The organism is Streptomyces sp. NPDC052043, from assembly GCF_044548235.1.
GTDB lineage: Bacteria > Actinomycetota > Actinomycetes > Streptomycetales > Streptomycetaceae > Streptomyces.
Map to the genome: position 1 here is coordinate 75815 of NZ_JBIUBT010000019.1, position 24453 is coordinate 100267.

Below are 24453 nucleotides of genomic sequence, written 5' to 3' on the forward strand. Positions count from 1 at the left end.
GCCTGTTCCGTACCCTGGCGGGTATGCGCATGCGCCCCACTGTGAGTTGGACCCCTGCCAAGGATCTGCCGCCGGGCACCACGGACCTGGAGCCGGTCGCCGAAGCGCTGAGCGCCGGCGGAGTGCTGGTGCTCAGCGGGGCGGGTCTCTCCACGGAGTCGGGCATCCCCGACTACCGGAGCGAGGGCGGCAGCCTGAGCCGGCACACCCCGATGACCTACCAGGACTTCACCGCCGGCCCCCGGGCCCGCCGCCGGTACTGGGCGCGCAGCCACCTTGGATGGCGCACCTTCGGCCGCGCCCGCCCCAACGCCGGGCACCGGGCCGTGGCCGCGTTCGGTCGGCACGGCCTGCTCTCGGGTGTGATCACCCAGAACGTCGACGGCCTGCACCAGGCCGCCGGCAGTGCGGGCGTCGTGGAACTCCACGGAAGCCTGGACCGGGTCGTCTGCCTTTCCTGCGGCGTCTTCAGCCCGCGCCGCGAACTCGCCGGGCGGCTGGAGGAGGCCAACGTGGGCTTCGAGCCGGTGGCCGCCGGAATCAACCCGGACGGTGACGCCGACCTCACCGACGAACAGGTCGGAGATTTCCGCGTGATGCCCTGCACGATCTGCGGCGGCATCCTCAAACCGGACGTGGTGTTCTTCGGCGAAGCCGTTCCGCCGCAGCGGGTCGAACACTGCCGCGGCCTGGTCCGTGAGGCGGCCTCGCTGCTGGTCCTGGGCTCCTCACTGACGGTGATGTCCGGGCTCAGGTTCGTCCGCCAGGCAGCCCAGGCCGGGAAGCCCGTACTGATCATCAACCAGGACCCGACCCGAGGCGACCAGCACGCCCTCACCCGCATCGCGCTCCCCCTGGGAACAACCCTCACCACCGTGGCCGACCGCCTGGACATCCCCGTCGACGACCAGACGACAGCCGCCTGAGCGATGGCCTGAGTCGGCCGCAGACACGCATCTGGTGGGAGGAGCCTGCGCCCCCGGGGGACGCCGGCTCTGCGCCGTCGCCGTACGCGTCGCCCACCCGGCGTGCCCGTCGACGCACGGACATGAGCTGCGCGGGTCCGGGGGCGCTGTTAGCGTCTTGCGGGGGTGGATCTTCAGGAAGCCGGATACTTTTCCGTGCTTCTCCACGATGAGGAGGCCCTCGTGTGCGGAATCTCCGGTTGGGTGTCCTATGGGCGCGACCTGCGGCAGGAACGCCCCGTCGCCGAGGCCATGAACGCCACGATGGCCTGCCGCGGACCGGACGCACAGGGCCTCTGGCTCGATCGCCACGCTGCCATGGGTCACCGCCGGCTCGCCATCATCGACCTGCCCGGCGGCGTCCAGCCGATGACGCAGGACACCCCGGACGGCGATGTCGTGCTGGTGTATTCCGGGGAGGCCTACAACTACACGGAGCTGCGTGACGAGCTGCGCCACCGCGGGCACCGCTTTCGCACCGACAGCGACACCGAGGTCGTGCTGCGGGGCTATCTGGAATGGGGTGCCGAACTCCCCGAACACCTCAACGGCATGTTCGCGTTCGCGATCTGGGACGGACGGTCGGAGTCGCTGCTCCTGATCCGCGACCGCATGGGTATCAAGCCCCTGTACTACTTCCCGACCGAGGACGGCGTGCTGTTCGGCTCCGAGCCCAAGGCCGTCCTGGCCAACCCCATGGTGCCCCGCAGTGTCGACATGGAAGGCCTGCGCGAGCTGTTCTCCAGGGCCAAGACCCCCGGCCACGCCGTCTGGGCGGGGATGAAGGAGGTGGAGCCGGGCACGGTGGTCACCGTCGAACGCTCGGGTCTGCGCGCCCGCCGCTACTGGCAGTTGCGTGCTGCCGAGCACACCGACAGCCGCCAGGACACCGTGGCGCGGGTGCGCGAGCTGCTCGAGGACATCGTCCGCCGCCAGTTGGTCTCCGACGTGCCTCGGTGCGTCCTGCTCTCGGGGGGTCTGGACTCCAGTGCGATCACGGCACTGGCCGTCGAGCAGATGCGCGGAAAGGAGAGGGTGCGCAGCTTCGCCGTCGACTTCGTCGGCCAGAGCGAGAACTTCATCCCCGACGGCCTGCGCTCCACGCCGGACACCCCCTACGTCCACGACGTCGTGCAGCACGCGGGTACCGAGCACCAGGACATCGTGCTCGACCCCGAAGGCCTGGCCGATCCAAGCGTGCGCGCCGCCGCGGTACGGTCCCGGGACCTGCCCATGGGCCTGGGAGACCTGGACCAGTCGCTGCTGCTGCTTTTCCGCGCGATCCGGGAGCACTCCACCGTGGCGCTGTCCGGTGAGTCGGCGGACGAGGTCTTCGGCGGCTACGCGTGGTTCCACGATCCCGCCGTGCGGGACGCCGGAACCTTCCCCTGGCTGGCGGCTCTGGAGCGCCAGCACGGCCGCGGCGGCAGTTCGCTGCTCGAACCCGAACTGCGGGAACGTCTGGACCTGCGGGGTTATCTGCAGGGGCGTTATCAGGAGGCACTGGCAGAGGTACCACGCCTGGAGGGAGAGAGCGACCCGTTGGAGCGCCGTATGCGCGAGGTGTGCTACCTCCACCTGACGCGCTTTGTGCGGATGCTGCTGGACCGCAAGGACCGGCTGAGCATGGCCACCGGGCTGGAGGTCCGCGTCCCGTTCTGCGACCACCGCCTGGTCGAGTACGTCTTCAACACGCCGTGGTCGATGAAGACCTTCGACGGCCGGGAGAAGAGCCTGCTCCGGGCGGCCACCGAGGATCTTCTGCCGCGTTCGGTCGTCGAGCGGGTCAAGAGCCCCTACCCCTCGACTCAGGACCCGGCCTACGTGGTGGCACTGCAGAGGCAGGTCCGCGACCTGCTCTCGTCAAACGGCAGTCCCGCTCTGGACCTGCTCGACCGAGGCCGGCTGCGGGAGGTCACCGCCGCTGAGCCCGGCCGGATCACGACGGCGGACCGCAACGGTCTGGAACGGACCCTGGACCTGGCCGTGTGGTTCGAGCTGGAGCGCCCCACGCTCGCGCTCGACTCCACCGGCTGACACCTCCCCGCGGACGCACGGGCTGACGCCCTGTCGGCTTCGAAAAGGCGGTGCCGGTGGGCTCGGCTGTCGACTACGCCGTGGCGTCCTCGCGCAGTACGTCGGCGACGGTGGTGCGGGCGAGTTCGGCCAGCATGGCATCGCGTGCCCGGCGGTCCAGTGCGAGGAGGTTGCGGTGGACCCGCTGGCCGACGTGGCAGTCGGGCTGCGGAACGTGCACGCCCAGCACCGGGTCCTCGCCGTTGACCGCGAGCCAGACCAGCGCCAGGTCGATCTCCGCGGCCTCGCGTTCGAGCATCCAGCCGCCGCGCGGTCCGGGCTGGGAACGGACCAGCCCGGCCTCGCGCAGACGGCCGAGGATGCGGCGCACATGCGCGGCGTTGGTCGCGGGGCTGCCGGCCAGGTACTGCGAGTCCTGCCATTGGCCGGGCGTGCCGGCCAGCAGGGTGAGCAGGTGGACGCCGACCGCGAACTGGGTGTTCGTGGGCTGGGCCATGGCTTCATGGTACGGCCTGCGCCGCGAAATCGTATCTACGACTGTTACAGTTCAATTCGTAAGCGCGGCGGTTGCGAATCCGGCCGCGTTGGACGGGAGCGCGGCGGGTACCCGCCACGGCGCCGTCCCGGCCCGCTCGTACGCACAGACACACCCACCGAAGGAGACCAGACATGGCGGTCATCACCGTCTTCGGCGCCACCGGCTACGCCGGCGGCCACATCAGCGACGAGGCCCTGCGCCGCGGGCACGAGGTCGTCGCGGTCAACCGCTCCGGCTCCGCCGAGGCCCGCCCCGGGCTCACCCCGGTCGCCGGGTCCCTCGAGGACGAGGCCCTGGTGCGCGACTTGGCGGCCAAGTCCGATGTGCTGGTCGTCGCGGTCCACGGCAGCGTGGACGGCAAGCCGTTCCTGCTCCCGCTCGTCCCGTCGCTCCTCAAGGCGGCCGCCGAGGGCAGCGCCCGGCTCGGCGTGGTGGGCGGCGCGGGCAGCCTGCGAGTGGCCGAGGGCGGACCGCTGCTGCTGGACACCCCCGAGTTCCCGGACGCGTACAAGGCCGAAGCGGGCTCGCACGCGCAGGTCCTGGACGCACTGCGGGCCGCCGACACCGACGTGGACTGGTTCTACGTCAGCCCGGCAGCCGAGTTCGGCGCCTGGGTTCCCGGCGAGCGCACCGGAACCTTCCGCCTCGGCCGCGACATCCTGGTCTCCGACACCGAAGGCAGGTCCTTCATCTCCGGCGCCGACTACGCCATCGCCTTCCTCGACGAGATCGACAAGCCGGCTCACCACCAGGCCCGGTTCACCGTCGCCTACTGAGCCGGGCGTGACCCGGGCCGTCCGCCGCCGCGCGAGACGCGGGACGGGTCGGGGGCGGTGCCCGCGCCGATCGGCCAGGCGGTGGCGGCTCGCCTGGCAGGGTGATCAGGCCGCAGCGGCCCTGACGATCCCTGGCCCGGGTCGAGGCCGGCGGCCACAGAGCGGACCGTCTGGTGCGACGGTGTGCCCCCACCCGGCTCCACGGTGAGATGGGGCACATCCCGGCCGCCGCACACGAAGCCGACCAGCACCACGAAAGCCCAGGTCACAGCCACTATCTGAGGTCTCCGCCCACCCCGAAGCGGTTCAGGGAGATCATTTTGTCAGTGGTTCTAACATGGCTGGGTAGGCCCCCACATCAGGGTGCCCACTGCACGGCCTCCCCCATCTCTTCGGATCGAGGCCGCGGACGTCTGCCCGCGCTGACGCCCGCCTGACTCGTCGCCGACAGGAGGAGGACCGTATGGTCGAAGCCGCAGACACCCCCCGCCCCGCCGGCGAGCCGCCGAAGGCCCCGATCGAACGCCGCCACCTCGGCGGCACCGAACGGCGGCGCCACGGCCAGGAGACCGAGAACCGTCCTCCCGTCTCCAGCCAGGAGCTCAGCAAGGCCCCCGCGGAACTCATCGAGGAGCCCGGCCCCAGGGTCAACTGGCGCGTCTTCGTCATCGCCTCGGCCGTCATCGTCGCCTTCTCCCTCTGGGCCATGCTCGTGCCCGCGCATGCCTCCGGCACCATGCGGGCGATGGTGGCCTGGATCGCGGAGAACCTCGGCTGGTTCTACGTCCTGACCGTCACCGCGGTGATCGTGTTCGTCCTGTGGGTCGCGCTGTCCAAGGAGGGCTCCGTCCGGCTCGGCCCCGACCACTCCCGGCCGCAGTACAAGCTCTTCACCTGGGTGGCCATGCTGTTCGCCGCCGGCGTGGGCATCGACATGCTCTTCTACTCCGTCACCGGGCCCATCACCCAGTACATGGCTCCGCCGACGGGCGCGGGCCGGACGGGCGCGGCCGCCGAGGACGCCGTGGTCTGGACCATGTTCCACTACGGCGTGGCCGGCTGGTCCATGTACGCGCTGCTCGGCATGGCCATGGGCTACTTCGCCTACCGCTGGGGCATGCCGCTGTCCATCAGGGCCGCCCTGTACCCCCTGCTCGGCAAGCGCGTCCGCGGCGGGATCGGCGACACCATCGACATCGTCACCCTGGTCGGCACCGTCTTCGGCGTCGCTACCTCCATGGGCATCGGCGTCGTGCTGCTGGACGTCGGCTTCGCCACGCTGTTCGGCCTCCAGGAGGGCCTGTCCCTGCAGATCGCGCTGGTGGTCGTGGCCGTGATCATGACCATCGCCGCCTGCACCTCGGGTGTGAACAAGGGGATCCGGCTGATCTCCGAGCTGAACATCTGGAGCGCGGCGGCCATGCTGCTCTACATCCTGGTGACCGGAAAGTCGGCGTTCCTGCTCAACGCGCTGGTGGAGAACATCGGCCGGTTCGTCTTCACGCTGCCGGACCGAACCCTGCAGACCTTCGCCTACCAGGACGGGGGCTCCAAGTGGATGGCCGGCTGGACCCTGTTCTTCTGGGCGTTCTGGCTGGCCTGGGGCCCGTTCGTGGGCCTGTTCCTCGCCCGGATCTCCCGCGGCCGGACGCTGCGCGAGTTCGTCATCGCCGCGATCACCGCGCCGGTGCTCTGCGACTTCCTGATCGTGAGCATCTTCGGCAACAGCGCCATGTACCAGGTCCTGCACGGGAACACGAAGTTCGCCCAGCTGGCCATGCACAGTCCGGAGGAGGGCTGGTACGCGCTGCTGAAGATGTTCCCCGGCGCCGGCTTCCTGATCGGCCTCGGCACACTGTCCGGATTGCTGTTCTACCTCACCAGCGCCAACTCCGGCGCCATGGTGATGTCCAACTTCTCCTCCTCGATCCCCAACCCGTCCCAGGACGGGGCGAAGTGGCTGCGCATCTTCTGGGCGGTGCTCACCGCGGTGCTGACCATCGCGATGCTGGTGGCCGGCGGGGTCACCACCATGGAGTACGCGACACTCATCTTCGCCCTGCCGGTGACGGTCATCGCCTGGCTGGTGATGGCCTCCTTCTCCAAGGTCCTGCGCATGGAGCGGGCCGAGCGCGAGGGCCAGGTCCTGCGCCGCCAGTCGACGGCAGCGCACGGCGGCCACGTGCCCGAGCGCACCTGGCGCCAGCGGCTGGAGCGGATGCGCTCCTACCCCTCGAAGAAGCAGGTGGCCCAGTTCATGGAGCGCACCGTGCGGCCGGCGCTGGCCGACGTGGCCTCCGAATTCGCCAAGCAGGGCTACCAGGCCACGCTGGACCAGGTCCCGAACGAGAACACCGGCATCTCCAGCCACGCGCTGGTGGTCAGGATCCCCGAACACCGCGACTTCCACTACCAGGTGCAGGCCGTCGAGGCCCCGGTGCCGATGTTCGGCGGACGCATGGCCCGTCAGACGGACGTCTACTACCGGGTCGAGGTGTTCACCCAGACCGGCTCGGAGGGCTACGACCTCATGGGCCTGTCCCACCAGCAGGTGATCGACGACGTCCTGGACCGCTACGAGGCGCACCTGGGCTTCCTCACCTATTCCGCCGAGCACGACTACGCCTCGGTGCTCACACCGCCGATCGTGACCGCCACGGGCGCCGTCCCGGTGGTGGAGCCCCGCGAGCCACTGGACGACGCCGGTGCGAACACGGCGGGCACCGTAGGGGGCCCTCAGGAAGCCGCACGACCTGGTCCCGACGGACCGGGGTGAAAACCGCAGTGGCGACGCGGGCCGACCGGAGAATCCGGTCGGCCCGCGTCGCGAGGAGGCCGAGCAGAGGTCAGACGGCGAGTGCTGCCTCCTTCGGCGTGGGACTGGACTCGGGGTCGTACCGGCGCAGGCCCACCAGGACGACTGCGCAGACAGCGACCACCAGGGCGGCACCGACGTAGAGCTGCGTCGCGGAGGCACCTGCGTCCTTGAGCATGCCGGCGATGGTCGGGGACAGAATGGCGCCGATGCGTCCCATCCCGAGTGCCCAGCCCATGCCGACGCTGCGGACGTTGGCCGGGTAGAGCGGCGGACCGACGGTGTACGCACCGGCGATGCAGCCGTTGATCAGAGCGCCGACGACGACGCCGATGCCGAACCCGAGCCACAGAGTCGAGGTGCTCACGATGAAGACGATCATCATCGCGGCGGAGAGCAGGGAGAACCCGATCAGCACCACCCGCGGCGTACGCACCCGGGCGGCGACGCCGTAGAGGACCGAGCCGACCGTGCCGCCGATCGAGATCGCCATCCCGGCGGTCACCGCCGCGCTCTCGGAGAGGCCCTCCTCGACCAGGAGCGTGGGGGTCCAGCTGTTGACGAAGTAGAAGCCGAACATGATCGTGATGAAGGTGAGCCAGAGCAGGATGGTCGGGGTCAGCAGCTGCTTGAGCCATCCCGAGCCGGCCCGCTGGGTGTCGACCCGGGCGGCGGCCGCCCGGTCGAGGTCGGCGTCGGTGACGGGTTCCATCCGCATCCGGGCCAGCGTCCGGTTGATCCGCTCCAGCGCGCCGCTCGGACGGCGCTGCTCCAGGAAGGCGACCGACTCGGGCAGGATGACGGCGATCACGATCAGGGCGAGCAGGGTCCCGACACCGCCGGCGTAGAAGACGATTCGCCAGTCGCCGCCCACGACCGTCTTCGCGACCAGGCTCGCCACGGTGGCGCCGATCCCGTACCCGGCGGTGTAGATGCCGATGGAGAGTCCGCGGTTCTTGGCGTTGGAGAACTCGCTGGCGATCACGTTGGTGCTGGCCAGGATGCCGCCGACACCGATCCCGGTGACGAGGCGGAAGACGCCCATCACGGTCACCGACGACGCCGTCGCCGCGCCGAACATGCCGATCGTGCCGAGGAGGAGGCTTGTCAGGATCAGCGGGCGTCGACCGACGAGGTCGGCGAAGGGGGCGAGCAGCATCGAGCCGATCGCCATCCCGATCAGGCCGACCGAGACCAGCAGGCCGAACTCCGACCCGCTGAGCGCGAACTCCTTGGTGACCGACGGCCCGGTGAAGGCGACCGCCATGACGTCGAAGCCGTCCAGGCAGTTCATGAAGGTGCAGAGCGCGACGATGAGCCATTGGTAGCCGCTCATCGGCGCCTGCGAGATGCGTGCGGTGATGTTCATGGGTGTCCAGATGGTGAGGGATCCGTGCGTACGCGGAGGTGCACCGGGTCAGGTGAGGCGGAGGGAGAGGACAGCGGGCTCGCCCGAGCCGCTGTCGGCTGCCACTGCGCGGGAGACGCAGAGGCACAGCCTGTTGGAGCGTTCCTTCTGGGACTCGCTCAGGAAGACGTCGCGGTGGTCGATGGTGCCGGAGGAGCCGACCACCTTCGCCAGACACAGCCCGCACTCGCCCTTGCGGCAGTCCGAGAGCGTCTCGATGCCGGCCGCCTCGAGGGAGTCGAGGATCGACGTGTCGGGCGCGACGGTGATCTCCCGGTCGAGTTCGGGGATGCGTACCCGGAACTCCTCGGCCGGGTACCGGCCGCTGGAACCGAACGTCTCGAAGCGCAGGTTGGTCGTCGGCAGGTCGTGCCCGGCCCAGCTCTGCGAGATGGCGTTCATGAGCCCGATCGGGCCGCACATGTAGAGCTCGGTGCCCGCGGCGGCGGGTGTCCGGGCGACTGTGGCGACGAGGTCGTCGACAGCCAGCGAGGTGCCCTCGTCGTCGACGTGGACCCGGACGCGGTCGCCGTGCTCGGCGACCAGATCGTCGACGTACGCCATCACAGCGCGGCTGCGACCGACGAGCACCAGACTGTAGTCGGCGCCGCGCCGGCGCAGCGCGGAGGCCATCGCCACCAACGCGGTGACGCCGATGCCGCCGGCGACGAGTACGTAGCGGGTGGCGCCGACCGCGAGCGGGAAGTTCTGCAGCGGCCCGGTGACGGTCAGCTCGTCCCCGGCCCGCAGTCGGTGCATCGCCGCCGAGCCACCGGACGAGGTGGGAGAGAGCCGCACGCTGAGCGTCAGCCGGCGGCCGCCGTCCTCGGAGCGCACCACGGAGTAGGAACGCACCCCGCGGACGCCGTCCCCGATCTTGACGTCGATGTGCGTGCCGGGCGCGGCGTGCTCGGGCTGCTCGGGGGCCAGGACGATGCGGCGGATGCCGTCGGCGACGTCGGAGGCCTCGACCACCCGGGCCCGCTGCCAGCGGGTCTGTGTCTGCACCGCCACCTCAGACCCCCTGACCGGCGGCCGGCGCTGAGGAGGGGCGCCCCTCGGCCGCGAGCATGCGCTCGAGGATCTGGCGTACCCACATCCCGCCGGCGTCGATGTTGAGGCTGTAGAACTCGTGCTCCGGGTTGGCGTCGATGGCGCGCTGCTGGGCCCGCAGCATCTCCTCGTCCTCACCGAAGACCCCGTGCACCCCCTGGCGCAGCTGGGTGGTGATGGTCTGGCTGTCCAGGCGGTAGTTGCGCATGAACGCCCAGAAGTAGTGGGAGGTGCGGTCGGTCTCGGGGGTGATCGTGTTCATCACGTACCCGTTGACGCCCTGGCTGCGATCGCCCTCGGGCGCACCGGTACCCGCCTTCGCCACACCGACGTCGATGCGGATCGTGCCCGGCGCCTCGAACTTGATGATCTGCCAGCGGTCGACCTTGCCGGAGAAGCCCGGGAACTTGTCGCGCATGTTCTTCAGCCAGAACGGAGGAGCGTCGATGTCGCGCATCCACCGGGTGACGGTCACCGTGTTGCCCTCGTGCGTCACGTCGAACTCGGCCTCGGACAGCTCCTCCTGGCCGATGCTCGAGGAGTGCACGAACTCCTCGTGGGTGAGGTCCATGAGGTTGTCGAGGATGAGCTGGTAGTTGCAGTCGGCGTGGATCGTCTCGCCGTCGCCGGCCCAGGCCGGATCGTCCATCTGGTGCATGTCGGGCACGGTGGTCGGATCGGCCAGGTCCGGATCGCCGACCCAGACCCAGACGTACCGGTAGCGCTCGACGACGGGGTAGGAGGGCACCACCGCGCTGGGGTTGATCGTCTCCTGCGCGGGCATTCCGGTGCAGCGCCCGGCCGCGTTGTAGCGCAGACCGTGGTAGGGGCACTGCAGTTCGTCGCCCAGGATCTTGCCCTTCGACAGCGGCGCGAGCCGGTGCCAGCAGGCGTCCGCCAGGGCAACCGCGCGGCCCTCGCTGTTGCGCCACAACGCCAGCGGTACGCCGGCGACCGTGCGGGCCAGTGGCTGCTTGCCGGTGACCTCGTGGTCCCAGGCGGCGACGTACCAGGCGTTGCGGGGGTGGTTGAAGATCTTCGCGGCCGCGGTGGTCGGTGGTGCGGTGTCCACCAACGGGGACAAAGGGGAGACGGCATGAGACATGGAAACGAACTCCCTATGAAGAGAGGTATGTGTTGTGCGGATCACAAACTAACTATCGATATAGTGAGATGGCAAGGGTGAGTAGCCTGACTGTTCGGAAGGGGAGGTGCCTTGTCCCTGCGTTACGCGCTGATCGCGCTGCTCACCGGTCGCCCGATGACCGGGTACGACATCTCGAAGAGCTTCAGTCGCTCGGTGGCCCACGTCTGGCACGCCCCGGACTCGCAGATCTATCCCGAGCTCAACCGGATGGAGCGCGACGGGCTGCTCACCTCGGTCGAGGTGCCCTGGGGCAAGAAGGGGACGAAGAAGGAGTACCACGTCACCGACGCCGGCCTCGCCGACTTCCGGGCGTGGATGAGGTCCCCGTTAGTGACTCAGCGACAGCGCGACCCGGCGTACCTGAAGGCGGCCTACTTCGACTTCGCCGACCCCGCGTCGGTGCGTGAGCAGCTCCGGCAACAGCAGGCGTACTGGGAAGAGCAATTGAGCATGCTCGAAGGCACCCGGGCCGCGCTCGTCGACCGCACCCACCCCACCCTGGCGGCCCGCCTGTCCAAGCTGACCGAGCGCGAGGCCGAGTTCGCGGTGCGCTACAAGGTGTACGCCTACGACGGCCTCATCGCCCGTGCCCGCACCGAACTGGCCTGGATCGCGGACGGTTTCGCCCTCGTCGACGAGCTGTACGACTCCTGACTCCCCTCGCCGTCCGGAAACACCCCGGCGATTCCGGTTCCCGGGCGCGCTCCGGCCGGTGCGGTCGACCGGTCGGCGTGGTCCAGTTCGGCGAGGAGGCGCTCGATGTCGGTCATCAGCGATCCGTACACGTGCCAGGCTCCCGGTTCGGCCAGCGCGCCGCGTTCGATGAGGCCGGTCATCGTCTCGTGCCAGGCCGTGGCTTCACCGATGGCTTCGCGCAGCCGCTCGCGGGTCTTGGCACCGCCGAAGTCGGTGGCCTGCCCGGGAACGGCGAACGACTCGACCGCCCGCCCCGCCGCCTCGAGGGTCGCCGCGTACCGGTCGACGAAGAGCCGGCCCAGGCGGTGGTCGGTGTGCCGGTCGTCGACGTTGTCGGCCAGCGTCCTGGCGATGCCGCGGACCTGGAACGAGATCCGGTGCAGGGCGCGCAGCACCTCGCAGTGGGCCGACTCCCGTCCCCCGCGCACCGCGGCGCACCGCGTGTTCCAGCGCAGGCTCTCCTCGCCACGATGCACGTCCTCCTGGACCTGCCCCACCAGCTCCTCCAGGCGTCGGCCCCGCTCGAGCCACGCGTGCGCACGGTCGGCGTGTTCCCGTTCCCGCAGCCCGCGGCCCATGTCGTCCAGGAGCGAGCCGACGGCCGTGGCGAGGCCGCGCACCGAGGCGTGGGAGGCGTCCAGGTGCAGCGGCGGCAGGACGAGTGCGTTCACGGCGATGCCCACCGCCGCGCCGACCAGCGCCTCCAGGGCCAGTACGGCCGTCTGGCCCACCGGGGCGGCGGTGGCGGCGGTGAGGGCGAGCACCGCGGTGGAGACGACCTGCAGCCTGTTGTCGGAGCTCCGGCGGCCACCGGCGACCAGTGCGATCGCGAGGACCGCCACCATGCTTCCCGCGGTGGAGCCGAACAGCCACACGACGGCCACGGCCAGCGACAGGCCGGCCACCCGGGTGGCCAGACTGCGGACGGCCTGCGTCACCGACCGGTAGACGGTCGGGGCGTTGACCATGAGTAGCGCGGTGGCCACGGCCAGGTACTGCTGCCGTCCGGGGATGCACCACGATGCGATCTCCCAGGCCAGAAGCGCCGCGATCAGCGCCTTACCCACCCGCACCGACACGTCGACTGCCTGCCGGGGACGCGGTGCCCGCAGGGTGTGCGGCAATCGCCGCGCCACCAGGGTGGTCACGGCGCGCCACCGAGCCGAAATGGTTGAATGTTGCACGATGGCGATGATGGCATGGTTTGCCCGGTTGGTCGCAGTGGTGCTCACCACACCGCCGCTGTCGCCCCGGCCTTGCCGGTCGGGCCACAAACATGATCGCCGCAGGGGGACTACCGGACTACCGGGGCCTCTGCAGGGAGAACTCGTTGCCGTCGGGGTCGAGCATCAGCACCTGGCCGCTGTCGCTCTCGCTGGGGTCGGTGCGCGTCGCGCCGAGCGAGATCAGACGGTCCACCTCCGCCTCCCAGTCGGTGTCGGCGGGGACCGCCAGCTCGAAGTACAGCCTGTTCGTGCCCGTCTTCGGCGCCACCGGAGGACCACCCCACGTGATCTTCGTACCGCCGTCCGGCGATTGGATCGCGGTCTCCTGGTCCTGGTCCCAGACCAGCGGCCACCGCAGCGCCTCGCTCCAGAAGTAACCGACCTCCTGTGTACCGTCGCAGGCCAGCGCTCCGATGAAGCCGGTGTCGGCGAGGAACTGGTTGCCCGCCTCGATGACGCAGAACTCGTTGCCGTCCGGATCGGCGAGCACCACATGCCCGTCTTCCGGGAGTTGGCCCACGTCGATGTGTTTCCCGCCGAACTCCAGCGCCCTGGCCACCGTCTGCCGCTGACCCTCCGGGGAGGTGCTCGTCAGGTCGAAGTGCGCCCGGTTCTGGCCGACCTTCGGCTCCTGGCTCGGCAGGAAACGAATGCGGAACCCGGTGGAATCCGGGGGCAGGATCGCGACGTCGTCGTGCGGACCGTCGGCCGACTCCCAGCCCAGGAGCCCGGACCAGAACCGCGCCAGGTCCGACGGCCGGGTCGCGTTGAAGCAGATCGCGAACAGTCGACTGGTCATACCCCGTGCATCTCCGATCCGCTGACGGTCAATACGGCGCCGACGCCTCGTCCACCCCGCGAGCGCAGACTACGGGTGGCCGTGCGGCACCCGCATCCGAGTTTCCGCCGCGGGGGCCTCCACGTCCTCCGTCCGGCCAACGGGACGGACAACCGCGCCCGACGGGCAGGGTCATCGGCGACGGCGCCGGGCGTGCAGAGCGGCGGTGAAGTCGTTCAGGGCCGCGAGGTTGTGGGCGCTGACGACGGCGTCGCAGTAGGGCAGTGCCGCGGCCATACCGGCCACGAGCGGACGGTAACGCGGGCTTGCCGTACGCGGGTTGACCCATACGATGCGGTAGGCGACCCGGGACAGCCGCGCCATGTGGGTGGCGAGGTCGGCGGGCGCGCCGGTGTCCCAGCCGTCGGATATGAGGGTGACCACGGCGCCGTGCGCCATTCCGCGCCGGCCGAACCGCTCGTTGAACTCCGCCAGGCAGTCCGCTATCCGAGTGCCCCCGGACCAGTCAGGAGCCGCCCGTCCGGCCCGTGCCAGCGCGTCGTCGGGACCGCCCCGCCGCAGGACGGGTGTGAGGCGTGTGAGCCGGGTGGCGAAGGTGAAGACCTCGGCACGGGTGGCGCGGGCGGCGCAGTAGAGCAGTTGGAGCATCGCGCGGGCGTAGGGCTCCATCGACCCGGAGATGTCGCAGAGCACGATGAGGTCGCGGGGGCGGGCGCGGGGCGCGGAGCGGTGGAGTCGCAGCGGGTGTCCGCCGGTGCGGCGGCTCGCGGAGAGCGTGCGGCGCACGTCGACGCGCGCACCGTGCCGCGCTGTGCGGCGCCGGCGGGACGGCCGGGTCGGGGTGCGCAGCACCAGGGTGCGCATCACCTCGGAGAGCTGCGCCAGTTCCTCGGCGGACAGGTCCGCGAAGTCGCGGTCCGCGAGACGGTCGACCGGGCTGGCGGCGAGGGGCACGGGAGCCGTCCGCGGCTCTGCGTCGGCATCCCTGCCTCGTCCGTCCGCGATGTCCGTCCGGGCCCCGGGGACGCGGCCTGGAACGGTGTTCGGGAGCGATCGGGGCGGGAGCGATCGGGGCGGGTCGCCGGGTTGCCCGCGCTGGGCCCCGCGGTCGGCCGGGCCGCCGAAGACCTCGCGGAAGACCCCGTCGAACAGCTCGATCTGCTCGGGGTCGGACACCAGGGTGGCGAGCGCGCAGTGCCGCAGTTCGCGCGTCGTCGACGGTCCCAGCAGGGTGAGCGCCCGAGCGAAGCTCCGGGTACGGTCGGGGCCCACCGCCATCCCCGCCTCGTGCAGGGAGGCGGTGAACGAGGCAGCCAGTTCAGGCAGATCGGGCAGGTCAGGCATCGGAGTGGGCCTCCGTGTCGACCAGTTCCGCCAGTCCGGTCCGGCGCACGGCCGCCAGGTCCTCGGCGTACTTGAGGACCGCCCCCAGGGTGCGGTCGGCGGCGTCGGCGTCGAGTACGCGGAAGCCCAGCGTGTGCAGCGCGCCCGCCCAGTCGATCGCCTCGGCGATGCCGGGCGGCTTGGTGAGTTCCTGGCGGGCCCGCAGGCGCGCCACCCCGCAGGCCACGCGCTCGGCCAGCCACTCGGCCGACTCCGGTACCCGTCTGCGGATGATCGCGGCGACTCGTGCGGTGTCCGGGTGGTCGATCCAGTGGTAGAGGCAGCGGCGTTTGAGTGCGTCGTGCAGGTCCCGGGTGCGGTTGGAGGTCAGTACCGCGACCGGCGGCACGACAGCCGTCCGGGTGCCGAGTTCGGGGACGGTGACCGCGGCGTCCGCGAGCAGTTCCAGCAGGAACGCCTCGAACTCGTCGTCGGCGCGGTCCACCTCGTCGATGAGCAGCACCGCCGGCCTCGGTCCCGGGTGGCAGATCGCGGCGAGCAGCGGCCGGGGCAGCAGGTAGTCCTCGGTGAAGAGGTCGGCGTCCCGCAGGGTCTCTCCGCGGGACTCGGCCAGCCGGATGGCCAGGAGTTGCCGGGGATAGTTCCACTCGTAGAGGGCCTCGGCCGAGGACAGTCCCTCGTAGCACTGGAGCCGGATCAGTGGGGTGTCGAGCACGGCGGCGAGCGCGCGGGCCGCCTCGGTCTTGCCGACGCCGGGCTCGCCCTCCAGCAGGATCGGCTGCCGCATGCGCACGGCCAGGAGCAGCGCCGTGACCAGGGCGTCGTCGGCCAGGTAGCCGACTGCGTCCAGACGGGCGCGCAGGGCGGGGACATCGGGTACGAGGGGGTCGAGGTCAGTCATGCGCGTAACGGGAGGGGTCGTCGGCGAAGGCGTGCCGGCACCCCGGCCCGCAGAAGTACACCAGGGTGCCGGCCCGGTCCAGCGAGAGGGTGTCCGGCGTGATCGCCACGGTCATGCCGCACACGGGATCCACGTCCTCGGTCAGGGTCCGCGGCGCGGTGGATTCGGCTGCGGAGGGCGCGGATCGGGCCGCCTGCGGCCGCAGTGCGACGATCTGGGCGTACACCGACAGCGCGATCTCCGCCGGGGTCCGCGCGCCGATGTCCAGCCCGGCCGGGGTGTGGACGCGCGCGCGTTGTTCCTCGGTGAGATCCAGTGCGGTGAGCACCGCCGCGCCGCGTTTCGGGCTGGCCACGAGCCCGATGTAGGGGACCCCGGCGCGTACGGCATCGATCAGCACGGTCTCCTCGTCGCGGCCGTGTGTGGCGATGACGACGACGTCCAGATCGGGCGGCAGCGGTCCTGCGGGCGAGGCCGGTCGGGCGTCGAGGCCGAGCACACGACCGACGTCGAGCAGGGCGCGGGCGATGGGAGCGTGTCCGTAGACGTACGCCAGCGCTGGAGGGAGGTTGGCCTCCAGGAAGATGTCGAGCGTCCCTCCCGACAGGCAGGGGTTGGCCACCGTGACCAGGCCTTCGCCAGGCTCCGGTGAGCCTTCGGCGCCGGTGTCCGCGCCGGGCGTGATCCTCAGCAGCACCGACTCGCCGGTCCGCAGCACGCGCAGGCCCTGCAGTTGCACCGTCGTCTCGGCGCAGCTGCCGCCCACGAAGCCCTCGACGGTGCCGTCGGGCAGCACCAGTGCACTGTCCCCGGGCCTCGCGCTCGTGGGCCGTTCCACGTGGACGACGGTGGCCAGGACGAACGGGGTACGGCCGTGCCGGAGCGCGTCCGCGCGGGTCAGCAGTTCGGCGTTCGTCATCACGGGGCCCTCAGGTGATGGCCATGTCGGTGCGCAGCGGCCGGCCCTGGGTGGCCCGCCACACCGCGGCGGGCGTCAGCGGCATGTCGACATGGCGTACGCCCAGCGGCTTCAGCGCGTCGACGACGGCGTTGACCACCGCGGCGGGCGAGCCCACCGTGGCGGACTCGCCGACGCCCTTGGCTCCGAGGGGGTGGTGCGGGGAGGGGGTGACGGTCTCGCCGAGCTCCCACGAAGGGCATTCGACCGAGGTGGGCAGGAGGTAGTCCATGAACGACCCGCCGAGGCAGTTGCCGTCCTCGTCGAAGGCGATCACCTGCATGAGCGCCATGCCGAGTCCGTCGGCGAGTCCGCCGTGCACCTGACCCTCGACGATCATGGGGTTGATCCGGTTTCCGCAGTCGTCCACGGCGATGAACCGGCGGACCTTCACCTGTCCGGTGTCCGCGTCCACGTCGACGACGCAGATGTACGCGCCGAACGGGAAGGTCAGGTTCGGCGGGTTGTAGACGCAGGTCGCGTCCAGGTGGCCCTCGACGCCGTCGGGGAGTTCCAGGTCGGAGTGTGCGGCGAGCGCTATCTCGGCCATGGTGCGTCCCTGGTCGGGGTCGCCCGTGACGTACCAGCGGCCCTTCTCCCATTCCAGGTCGTCCGGGCTCACCTCGAGCATCGCGGAGGCGACGGTCCTCGCGCGTTCGCGCACCTTGCGGGCGACCATCGCGGCCGCGGCTCCGGACACCGGGGTCGAGCGGGATCCGTAGGTGCCGAGCCCGAACGGGGTCTGGTCGGTGTCGCCGTGCACCACCTCGACGTCCTCGGGCGGGATGCCCAGTTCCTCGGCGACGATCTGCGCGAAGGTCGTCTCGTGGCCCTGTCCCTGGGTCTGCACGGAGATGCGCAGGACGGCCTTGCCGGTCGGGTGGACCCGCAGCTCGGCACCGTCGGCCATGCCCAGTCCCAGGATGTCCATGTGCTTGCGTGGGCCCGCGCCGACGGCCTCGGTGAAGAAGCTGACCCCGATGCCCATCAGCTCGCCGCGCCGGCGTTTTTCGGTCTGCTCCCGGCGCAGGTCCTCGTAGTGTGCGATGTCCATGGCCAGCCGCAGGGCGCGCGGGTAGTCGCCGGAGTCGTACTCCCACCCCGTCCGCGTCGTGTACGGGAACTGCGCGGGCCGCAGCAGGTTGCGCATCCGCAGCTCGGCCGGGTCCGTGCCGAGCCTGCCCGCGAGCACGTCGACCATCCGCTCGACGAGGTACACGGCCTCGGTGACGCGGAACGAGCAGGCGTAGGCGACACCGCCGGGGGCCTTGTTGGTGTAGACGCCGGTCACGGCGCAGTGCGCGGCGGCCAGGTCGTAGGAGCCGGTGAAGACGCCGAAGAAACCGGCCGGGAACCGCGTCGGCTGTGCGGTTGCGTTGAACGCGCCGTGGTCGGCGATGACACGGACGCGCAGGCCCAGGATCTTCCCGTCCTTCGTCGCCGCGATCTCGCCGTGCATGTGGTAGTCACGGGCGAAGGAGGTGCTCATCAGGTTCTCCGAGCGGTCCTCCACCCACTTCACCGGCTTGCCGGTGACGATCGAGCCGACGACCGCGCACACGTAACCCGGGTAGATGCCGACCTTGTTGCCGAAGCCGCCCCCGATGTCCGGGGAGATGATCCGGATCTTGTGCTCCGGGATGCCGGCCACCATCGCGTAGATCGTGCGGTGGGCGTGGGGGGCCTGGGTGGTGGACCACACCGTCAGCTTTCCGGTGATGGCGTCCATGTCCGCCACGGTGCCGCAGGTCTCCAGCGGCGCCGGGTGCACCCGCGGGTAGAGCATGTCCTGCTCCACCACGACGTCGGCGGCCGCGAAGACCTCGTCGGTCCGCTCCTTGTCGCCCGCCGACCAGTCGAAGACGTGGTTGTCGGTCTGCTGTTCCTTGTCGTCGCGGATCACCGGCGTGTCCGGGTCGAGCGCCCGGCGGGCGTCGACGACCGCGGGGAGCGGTTCGTACTCCACGTCGATCAGCTCGAGGGCGTCCTGGGCGGCGTAGCGGTCCTCGGCGACGACGAAGGCGACCTCCTGGCCCTGGAAGCGCGCCTTGTCGGTGGCGAGCACCGCCTGCGTGTCGTACGAGAGCGTGGGCATCCAGGCCAGCCCGAGACCGGCCAGGGTCTCCCCCGTGATCACGGCCTTGACCTTCGGGTGCGCCTCGGCGGCGCTGGTGTCCACGGACACGATCCGGGCGTGCGCCAGCGGGCTGCGCAGGATCGCGCCGTACAGCATCCCGGGCAGCCGTACGTCGTCGACGTAGGTCCCGTGGCCGCGGACGAACCGCGCGTCCTCCTTGCGGGGCATCCGTCCGAAGCCGACCGGCCGCTCCCCGGTGGTCGTCATGCCCGTACCTCCTCACGGCCGGGCGCCGGCTCGGTGGCCGACTCCGTGGCCACGTCCGCGGTCCGCGCCCCTCCCCCGTGCTCGGCGGCCCAGCGGATGGAACGCACGATGTTCTCGTAACCGGTGCAGCGGCACATCTGTCCCGAGATGGCCTCCCGGATCTCCTCCTCGGACGGATCCGCGGCGTGGTCGAGCAGCCAGCGGGCGGTCATCATCATCCCCGGCGTGCAGAAGCCGCACTGCAGCCCGTGGCAGGCGATGAACCCCTGTTGCACCGGGTCGAGTTCGCTCCCGTGCGCCAGTCCCTCGACGGTGCGCACCTCATGGCCGTCGGCCATCACCGCGAGCACGGTGCAGGACTTGACCGGCGTCCCGTCCAGCCAGACCGTGCACACCCCGCAGTTGGAGGTGTCACAGCCCCAGTGGGTGCCGGTGAGTGCGAGTTCGTCGCGCAGGAAGTGCACGAGCAGCAGCCGGGGCTCCACGTCCCTCGTGTGCTGCTCGCCGTTCACGGTCACGGTGATCCGCATGTCACGCCTCCTGCCCCAGGGCGCGTGCGGCGGCGACGCGCAGCGCCCGCGTGGTGAGCTCCCCGGCCAGATGCCGCTTGTAGTCGACCGGGCCGCGCTGGTCGGCCGTCGGCCTGCACTCCCGGGCCGCGATCCGGCCTGCCTCCGCGAAGTCCTCGTCGTCCGGGCGCCGGCCGCGCAGGAAGTCCTCGGCCTGCTCGGACACGAACCGTGGGGCGCCCACCGCGGTCAGCCCGATCCCGGCCTCGGTGACGACCCCGTCGGAGATCTCCAGCACCGCTCCCGCGGCGACGACCGCCCAGTCGCCGACCCGGCGCTCGACCTTGTGGTAGGCGCTGGCGTGCGAACGGATGGGCACGCGGATCTCCACCAAAAGCTCCGCTTCGTTCAGTGCGGTCTCGTACGGGCCGAGGAAGAACTCCCTGATCCCGATGGTGCGCCTGCCGCCGGGGCCCTGAGCGACGAGTGTCGCCCGCAGTGCCGAGAACGCCGCGGACAGGTCCTCCGACGGATCGGCCTGGCACAGCGAGCCGCCCACGGTGCCGCGGTTGCGTACGAGCGGATCGGCGATGACCCGTTCCGCGTCCCGCAGGATGGGGAAGTGCTCGCCGACGACCGGCGAGGCAAGCAGCTGCGCGTGGCGGACCATCGCTCCGACGGCCAGGTCGTGCCCGTCCACACTGATCAGCGCCAGCTCGCCGAGACCGTTGATGTCGATCAGGGCTTCGGGCTGAGCCAGCCGCAGCTTCATCATCGGCAGCAGGCTGTGCCCGCCCGCCACCACCCGGGACTCGGGACCGTAGCGTGTGAGCAGCTCGATCGCGTGCTCCACGCTGGTGGCCGTCTCGTACTGGAAGGCAGCTGGAACCTGCATCGGGCCCTCCTGAAACGCCGCGCCCCTTCAGGCTGCGCCCTTCCCCACCGGCCACGCAAGAGGCGGAAAAGTATTCACCGGCCCGTATTCATTTACCTGTATGCACGCGTCTGCCCACAGCGAGTCCGCCGCCTCGCAGGCGCTCACCGCGCTGCCGGGAAAGCGCCCCGGGGCGCGGCACTCCGCACCCCGGGACCAACGGGCTGTTTGCCGTTACTTCTTGACCTGAACGCCGGTCAGGACCGGGTCACCGTGCTGGTCGTACTGAACGCCGGTGACCTTCGTCGAGTAGCCCGCGTTGACCTTCATGTACCAGAGCGGGATGGACGGCATGTAGTTGACCAGGTTCTTCTCGACTTCCTGGTACTTCTTCTCCGACTCCTCCACGGAGCCGGCGGTGTCGGCAGCGGCGATCCCCTGGTCGATCGTCTTCTGCGAGAAGCCGCCCTGGTTGCCGTCCGAGTGCGTACCGTACAGGTCACGCAGGAAGTTGGCGTTGAAGGGGTAGTCCAGCACCCAGCCCGAACGGTACAGCGACTTGACTTCCTTGTTGTCGCGCGCGTTCAGGTCGGCCTGGAAGTCGGGCTTGGAGTCGCCCACGCACTTCACACCGGTGGCGTTGGTGATGGAGTTGCAGACCGCCTCCACCCAGTCCTTGTGGCTGCCGTCCGCGTTGTACTGGATGGAGATGGAGTTGCCCGGAACGCCACCGCCCTCCTTGATGAGCGCCTTGGCCTTGGCCGGGTCGTACTTGGTGACGTCGCCGGCGGCGTTCGGCGTGTAGCCGAGGACGCCCTTGGCGACCCAGCCGGTCGCGGGCTCACGCGTGCCCTGGAGCACGGTCTTGGTGATCGTGTCGCGGTCGATCCCCATCGACAGACCCTGGAGGACCTTGGGGTCGACGTCCTTCCACTGCTTGCTGTAGAAGGCCACGGCGATGGTCTGGATGGCCGAGTAGGCCTGGTCCACCGCGCGGTCGCCGAGGTCCTGCTTGTAGACCGACAGGTCCTTCGGCGCGATCTGACGGAGCACGTCGAGGTTGCCGGACTTCAGGTCCTCGTAGGCCGTCTCGAGGTTGCTGTAGTTCTTGAAGACCACACCGCCGTTCTTGGCGGCGTTCGGGCCCTTGTAGTCGTCGTACCTGGCAACCTCGATCTGCTTCTTGTGCTGCCAGCCGACGAACTTGTACGGGCCGTTGCCGATCGGGTGCTCGCCCGCGGCCTTCGGGTCCTTGTAGAAGGACTCCGGCAGCGGGTCGAAGACCTCGTAGCCGAGCTTGTACACGTAGTACGGAATCGGTGTGCTCAGCGTGATCGTGAACGTGGTGTCGTCCACGACCTTCAGACCGGACATCTTGTCGGCCTTGGACTTGCCCTTGGCCGGGGCGACGTCGTCGTAGCCCTGGATGTCGGAGAACCAGAAGCTGTTGGTCTGCTTGTTCGCCGGGTTCGCCGCCCAGTTCCAGGCGTTCACGTAGGACGCCGCGGTCACCGGGGTGCCGTCGTGGAACTTCCAGTCGGGCTTCAGCTTGACCGTGAAGGTCTTGTTGTCCTGGGAGTCGATCGACTCGGCATTGACGTAGTTCGTCTTGCCGCTCTGGTCGTAGTCGACGAGCCCGGAGAAGAGGGATCTGATGACAATGCTGCCGTTGGACTCCATGGTGTTCGCCGGCTGCAGCGGGTTCTGCGGCTCACCCACCTCAATCGAGAACTTGCCACTCGGGTCGATCCCGGCCTTGCTGCCACTGCTCTTGCCGCCGTCACCGCCACCGCCGCCACAGGCTGTCGCCCCCAGCGCCACAACCGCGGCCACAGCAACCCACTTGGCGCTCTTGGCACCACGCATGGAGCTCCTCCTCATGAGTCCATTGGTTCACCACATGGAGGGACACCTGACGCATCACCGTCACCGGCGCCTGAAAGCATCAGTTGCCCCCTCGTTGCTCCGAGCTCTACGCGCCTAACTATGTGTCATCCCAACGCGCACGAACCACACCTTCAAGGTCTCGATTCGGGTCCTATTCACCGTGCGCACGCAGTCGGTCACATCGCTGACGCACTGTCAGCGCGGACCGGTGTCGTAGTCGTGCCGGGCCTGCTCGACCTTGTCCAGGTTGACGGCAGCCCACTCCGCGAGGTGCGCGAAGAGTGGAGCGCCCCGCACGTTTGCCGACTGGGCCCAGCGCTGCATCGCCGCCTGTTTTCCGTCTGACGTCCCATCAGGTACACCTGGCCGGGGACGGCTGCCGGGGCCTGGTCCTGCACGTCAGCGGGGTCTGCCGGCATGGACCTCTCCCTGGCGGCCCGGTCGGGCGGTGTGCCGCGGCCGGAAAAGGTTTGAGATCAGGCCATTGACAACCGGTGTGTCGTACGCGACTTTGTTCGCCGTCGTCCCTCGTCGATGAGGAGTCGCGGATGGCTGCGCAAGAAGAAGTCCAGCCAGAGATAGAGCTGGACGAGGATGCTGCCCGTCTCGCAGAGATGGGCTACAAGCAGGAACTCCATCGCGGTATGTCCGCGTTCTCGAATTTTGCCGTATCGTTCTCGATCATCTCGATCCTGGCGGGCTGCATCACGTCGTACGGGATCGCGCTGAAGTCGGGTGGTCCGTCGACCATCGTGCTCGGCTGGGCGGTGGTCGGTGTCTTCGTGACATGTGTGGCGCTGGCCATGGCCGAGGTGTGTTCGCGCTACCCCACTGCGGGAGGTCTCTACTTCTGGGCCGGCGAGCTTGCCAGGAACAACAAGCGTGCCTGGGCCTGGTTCGTGGGCTGGTTCAACTTCATGGGCGAGGTCGCCGTGACCGCCGCGATCGACTTCGGGTGCGCCACGACCTGGATGGCGTTCATGAACCTCGTCTGGGGCACCGAGGTCACTGCCGGCGGTACTTTCCTGCTGTTCCTCGCGATCATTCTTCTGCACGCGCTGCTCAACACGTTCGGCGTGAAGCTCGTCGCGTTCCTGTCGAACGTCTCCGCCTGGTGGCACGTGGTGGGCGTCCTGGTCATCGTCGCCGTGCTGTGGGCGCTGCCCGAGCACCACCAGTCCGCCGGGTGGACGCTGACGGGCTGGCACAACGCCACCGGCTGGACCTCCGGCATCTACGTCTTCCTCATGGGCCTGCTGATGGCGCAGTACACCTACACCGGGTACGACGCGTCGGCCCATGTGGCGGAGGAGACCAGGGGAGCGGCCCGCAGCGCGCCGCGCGGGATCGTGATGAGCGTGGTGATCTCGGTCATCGGCGGTTTCATCCTGCTCTACTCCATCACCGCGTCGATCCAGGACAAGAGTTCCGCGGGGCTGGACAAGCTGGCCGCGTCGAGTACCGGGCTGCCGCCGGCGCAGGTCTTCCTGGACTCGCTGAACAGTCCGGCCACGGCGAAGTTCCTGCTGTTCATCGTGTGTGCCGCGCAGTTCTTCTGCGGGATGGCCTCGGTGACCGCCAACTCCCGGATGAGCTATGCGTTCTCGCGCGACAACGCCCTTCCGGGGTCGAGAATCTGGGCGAAGGTCAACCCGCGTACCGGGACGCCCACGAACTCGATCTGGTTCTGCGTGACGCTCTCGGCGATCCTGACGCTGCCGGCACTGTTCAACACCACGGCATACCTGGCCGTGACCTCGATCGCGGTGATCGGCCTGTACATCGCCTATGTCACGCCGGTGCTGCTGCGTCGTCTGCGCGGCAACGAGTTCGTTCCGGGACCGTGGCACCTGGGCAAGTGGAGCGGCGTGATCGGCTGGGTCGCGGTCGTGTGGGTGGTGGTCATCTGCGTGCTGTTCGTGCTGCCGCCGACCCGCCCGGTCAACGTCGACAGCTTCAACTACGCGCCGATCGCGGTCGCCGTGGTCGGTCTATTCGCGCTGGTGTCGTGGTACGCGGGCGGCCGCAAGCACTTCATGACCAGCCGTGACAACCTGGACGAGCTATGACGTCGTGACACCTGCGGCCCCCGTTGGTCGAGCGGGTGGTCGGTGGCATCCACAGATGGCCTCCGGATCGGGCCGCCCATGCGCCGACCGGCCGGTGGGCTGGAGGC

Annotated in this window: 19 protein-coding genes; 6 read left to right on the plus strand and 13 right to left on the minus strand. The window is 69.8% G+C overall.

Annotation, left to right across the window (positions count from 1 at the left end; genetic code table 11):
* The first annotated feature begins 23 nt into the window (after positions 1-23).
* Both ACIHCX_RS34535 and asnB read left to right on the plus strand, forming a co-directional pair.
* Positions 24-926, plus strand: a complete 903-nt coding sequence (locus ACIHCX_RS34535) for an NAD-dependent protein deacetylase (protein WP_400036667.1) — start codon at positions 24-26, stop codon at positions 924-926.
* 222 nt (positions 927-1148) lie between these two features.
* Positions 1149-3002 (plus strand): asparagine synthase (glutamine-hydrolyzing), encoded by a 1854-nt coding sequence (gene asnB, locus ACIHCX_RS34540; RefSeq protein ID WP_400036669.1) that lies wholly within the window; start codon positions 1149-1151, stop codon positions 3000-3002.
* 73 nt (positions 3003-3075) lie between these two features.
* Here asnB and ACIHCX_RS34545 read toward each other — a convergent pair whose 3' ends face one another.
* Positions 3076-3498 (minus strand): Rrf2 family transcriptional regulator, encoded by a 423-nt coding sequence (locus ACIHCX_RS34545; protein WP_400036672.1) that lies wholly within the window; start codon positions 3496-3498, stop codon positions 3076-3078.
* Positions 3499-3671: 173 nt separating this feature from the next.
* Here ACIHCX_RS34545 and ACIHCX_RS34550 point away from each other — a divergent pair, with 173 nt between their 5' ends.
* Both ACIHCX_RS34550 and betT read left to right on the plus strand, forming a co-directional pair.
* On the plus strand, positions 3672-4316 hold the full coding sequence (locus tag ACIHCX_RS34550; protein ID WP_400036674.1) for an NAD(P)-dependent oxidoreductase: 645 nt from the start codon (positions 3672-3674) through the stop codon (positions 4314-4316).
* 463 nt (positions 4317-4779) lie between these two features.
* Positions 4780-7092: a choline BCCT transporter BetT gene (gene betT / locus ACIHCX_RS34555; RefSeq protein WP_400036676.1), complete on the plus strand. Its 2313-nt coding sequence runs from the start codon at positions 4780-4782 to the stop codon at positions 7090-7092.
* 70 nt (positions 7093-7162) lie between these two features.
* On the opposite strand, the gene ACIHCX_RS34560 is transcribed toward betT, so the two are convergent.
* The 3 genes from ACIHCX_RS34560 to ACIHCX_RS34570 are packed head-to-tail and all read right to left on the minus strand — an operon-like array spanning position 7163 to position 10697.
* Positions 7163-8500 (minus strand): MFS transporter, encoded by a 1338-nt coding sequence (locus ACIHCX_RS34560; RefSeq protein ID WP_400036678.1) that lies wholly within the window; start codon positions 8498-8500, stop codon positions 7163-7165.
* Between the two features lie 48 nt (positions 8501-8548).
* The gene (locus tag ACIHCX_RS34565) at positions 8549-9547 is read right to left on the minus strand and encodes a PDR/VanB family oxidoreductase (protein ID WP_400036680.1); all 999 of its coding nucleotides are present in this window, start codon (positions 9545-9547) and stop codon (positions 8549-8551) included.
* A 7-nt stretch (positions 9548-9554) separates the two neighbouring features.
* Positions 9555-10697, minus strand: coding sequence for a Rieske 2Fe-2S domain-containing protein (locus tag ACIHCX_RS34570; protein WP_400036682.1), 1143 nt, complete (start codon positions 10695-10697; stop codon positions 9555-9557).
* 111 nt (positions 10698-10808) lie between these two features.
* Between ACIHCX_RS34570 and ACIHCX_RS34575 the strand changes: the two genes are divergently transcribed.
* Positions 10809-11393: a PadR family transcriptional regulator gene (locus tag ACIHCX_RS34575; protein ID WP_400036684.1), complete on the plus strand. Its 585-nt coding sequence runs from the start codon at positions 10809-10811 to the stop codon at positions 11391-11393.
* Here the strand turns inward: ACIHCX_RS34575 and ACIHCX_RS34580 are convergent.
* From ACIHCX_RS34580 to ACIHCX_RS34620, 9 genes are all read right to left on the minus strand, one after another.
* On the minus strand, positions 11306-12583 hold the full coding sequence (locus tag ACIHCX_RS34580; RefSeq protein WP_400036686.1) for an aromatic acid exporter family protein: 1278 nt from the start codon (positions 12581-12583) through the stop codon (positions 11306-11308). The two genes, ACIHCX_RS34575 and ACIHCX_RS34580, sit on opposite strands and share 88 nt — an antisense overlap.
* 154 nt (positions 12584-12737) lie before the next feature.
* Positions 12738-13460 (minus strand): VOC family protein, encoded by a 723-nt coding sequence (locus ACIHCX_RS34585; protein ID WP_400036688.1) that lies wholly within the window; start codon positions 13458-13460, stop codon positions 12738-12740.
* Positions 13461-13631: 171 nt separating this feature from the next.
* Positions 13632-14804 carry a VWA domain-containing protein gene (locus ACIHCX_RS34590; RefSeq protein WP_400036690.1) on the minus strand — a complete coding sequence of 391 codons (1173 nt, stop codon included), beginning with the start codon at positions 14802-14804 and terminating at the stop codon, positions 13632-13634.
* Positions 14797-15705 carry an AAA family ATPase gene (locus tag ACIHCX_RS34595; RefSeq protein ID WP_400036692.1) on the minus strand — a complete coding sequence of 303 codons (909 nt, stop codon included), beginning with the start codon at positions 15703-15705 and terminating at the stop codon, positions 14797-14799. The genes ACIHCX_RS34590 and ACIHCX_RS34595 overlap by 8 nt, the downstream gene beginning before the upstream one ends.
* Entirely contained in the window at positions 15698-16624 is a 927-nt protein-coding gene (locus tag ACIHCX_RS34600) for an XdhC family protein (protein ID WP_400036694.1), read from the minus strand. Before ACIHCX_RS34600 ends, ACIHCX_RS34595 begins: the two co-directional genes overlap by 8 nt.
* A 10-nt stretch (positions 16625-16634) precedes the next feature.
* Positions 16635-19007, minus strand: a complete 2373-nt coding sequence (locus tag ACIHCX_RS34605) for an aerobic carbon-monoxide dehydrogenase large subunit (protein WP_400036696.1) — start codon at positions 19005-19007, stop codon at positions 16635-16637.
* The gene (locus ACIHCX_RS34610; protein WP_400036698.1) at positions 19004-19537 is read right to left on the minus strand and encodes a (2Fe-2S)-binding protein; all 534 of its coding nucleotides are present in this window, start codon (positions 19535-19537) and stop codon (positions 19004-19006) included. Before ACIHCX_RS34610 ends, ACIHCX_RS34605 begins: the two co-directional genes overlap by 4 nt.
* Before the next feature lies 1 nt (position 19538).
* Complete coding sequence (locus ACIHCX_RS34615; protein WP_400036700.1) at positions 19539-20411, minus strand: FAD binding domain-containing protein; 873 nt, start codon at positions 20409-20411, stop codon at positions 19539-19541.
* A gap of 213 nt (positions 20412-20624) precedes the next feature.
* Entirely contained in the window at positions 20625-22256 is a 1632-nt protein-coding gene (locus ACIHCX_RS34620) for an ABC transporter substrate-binding protein (protein WP_400036702.1), read from the minus strand.
* Between the two features lie 569 nt (positions 22257-22825).
* On the opposite strand from ACIHCX_RS34620, the gene ACIHCX_RS34625 reads away from it, so the two are divergent.
* Positions 22826-24346, plus strand: a complete 1521-nt coding sequence (locus tag ACIHCX_RS34625) for an amino acid permease (protein WP_400036704.1) — start codon at positions 22826-22828, stop codon at positions 24344-24346.
* The last annotated feature ends 107 nt before the right edge of the window (positions 24347-24453 follow it).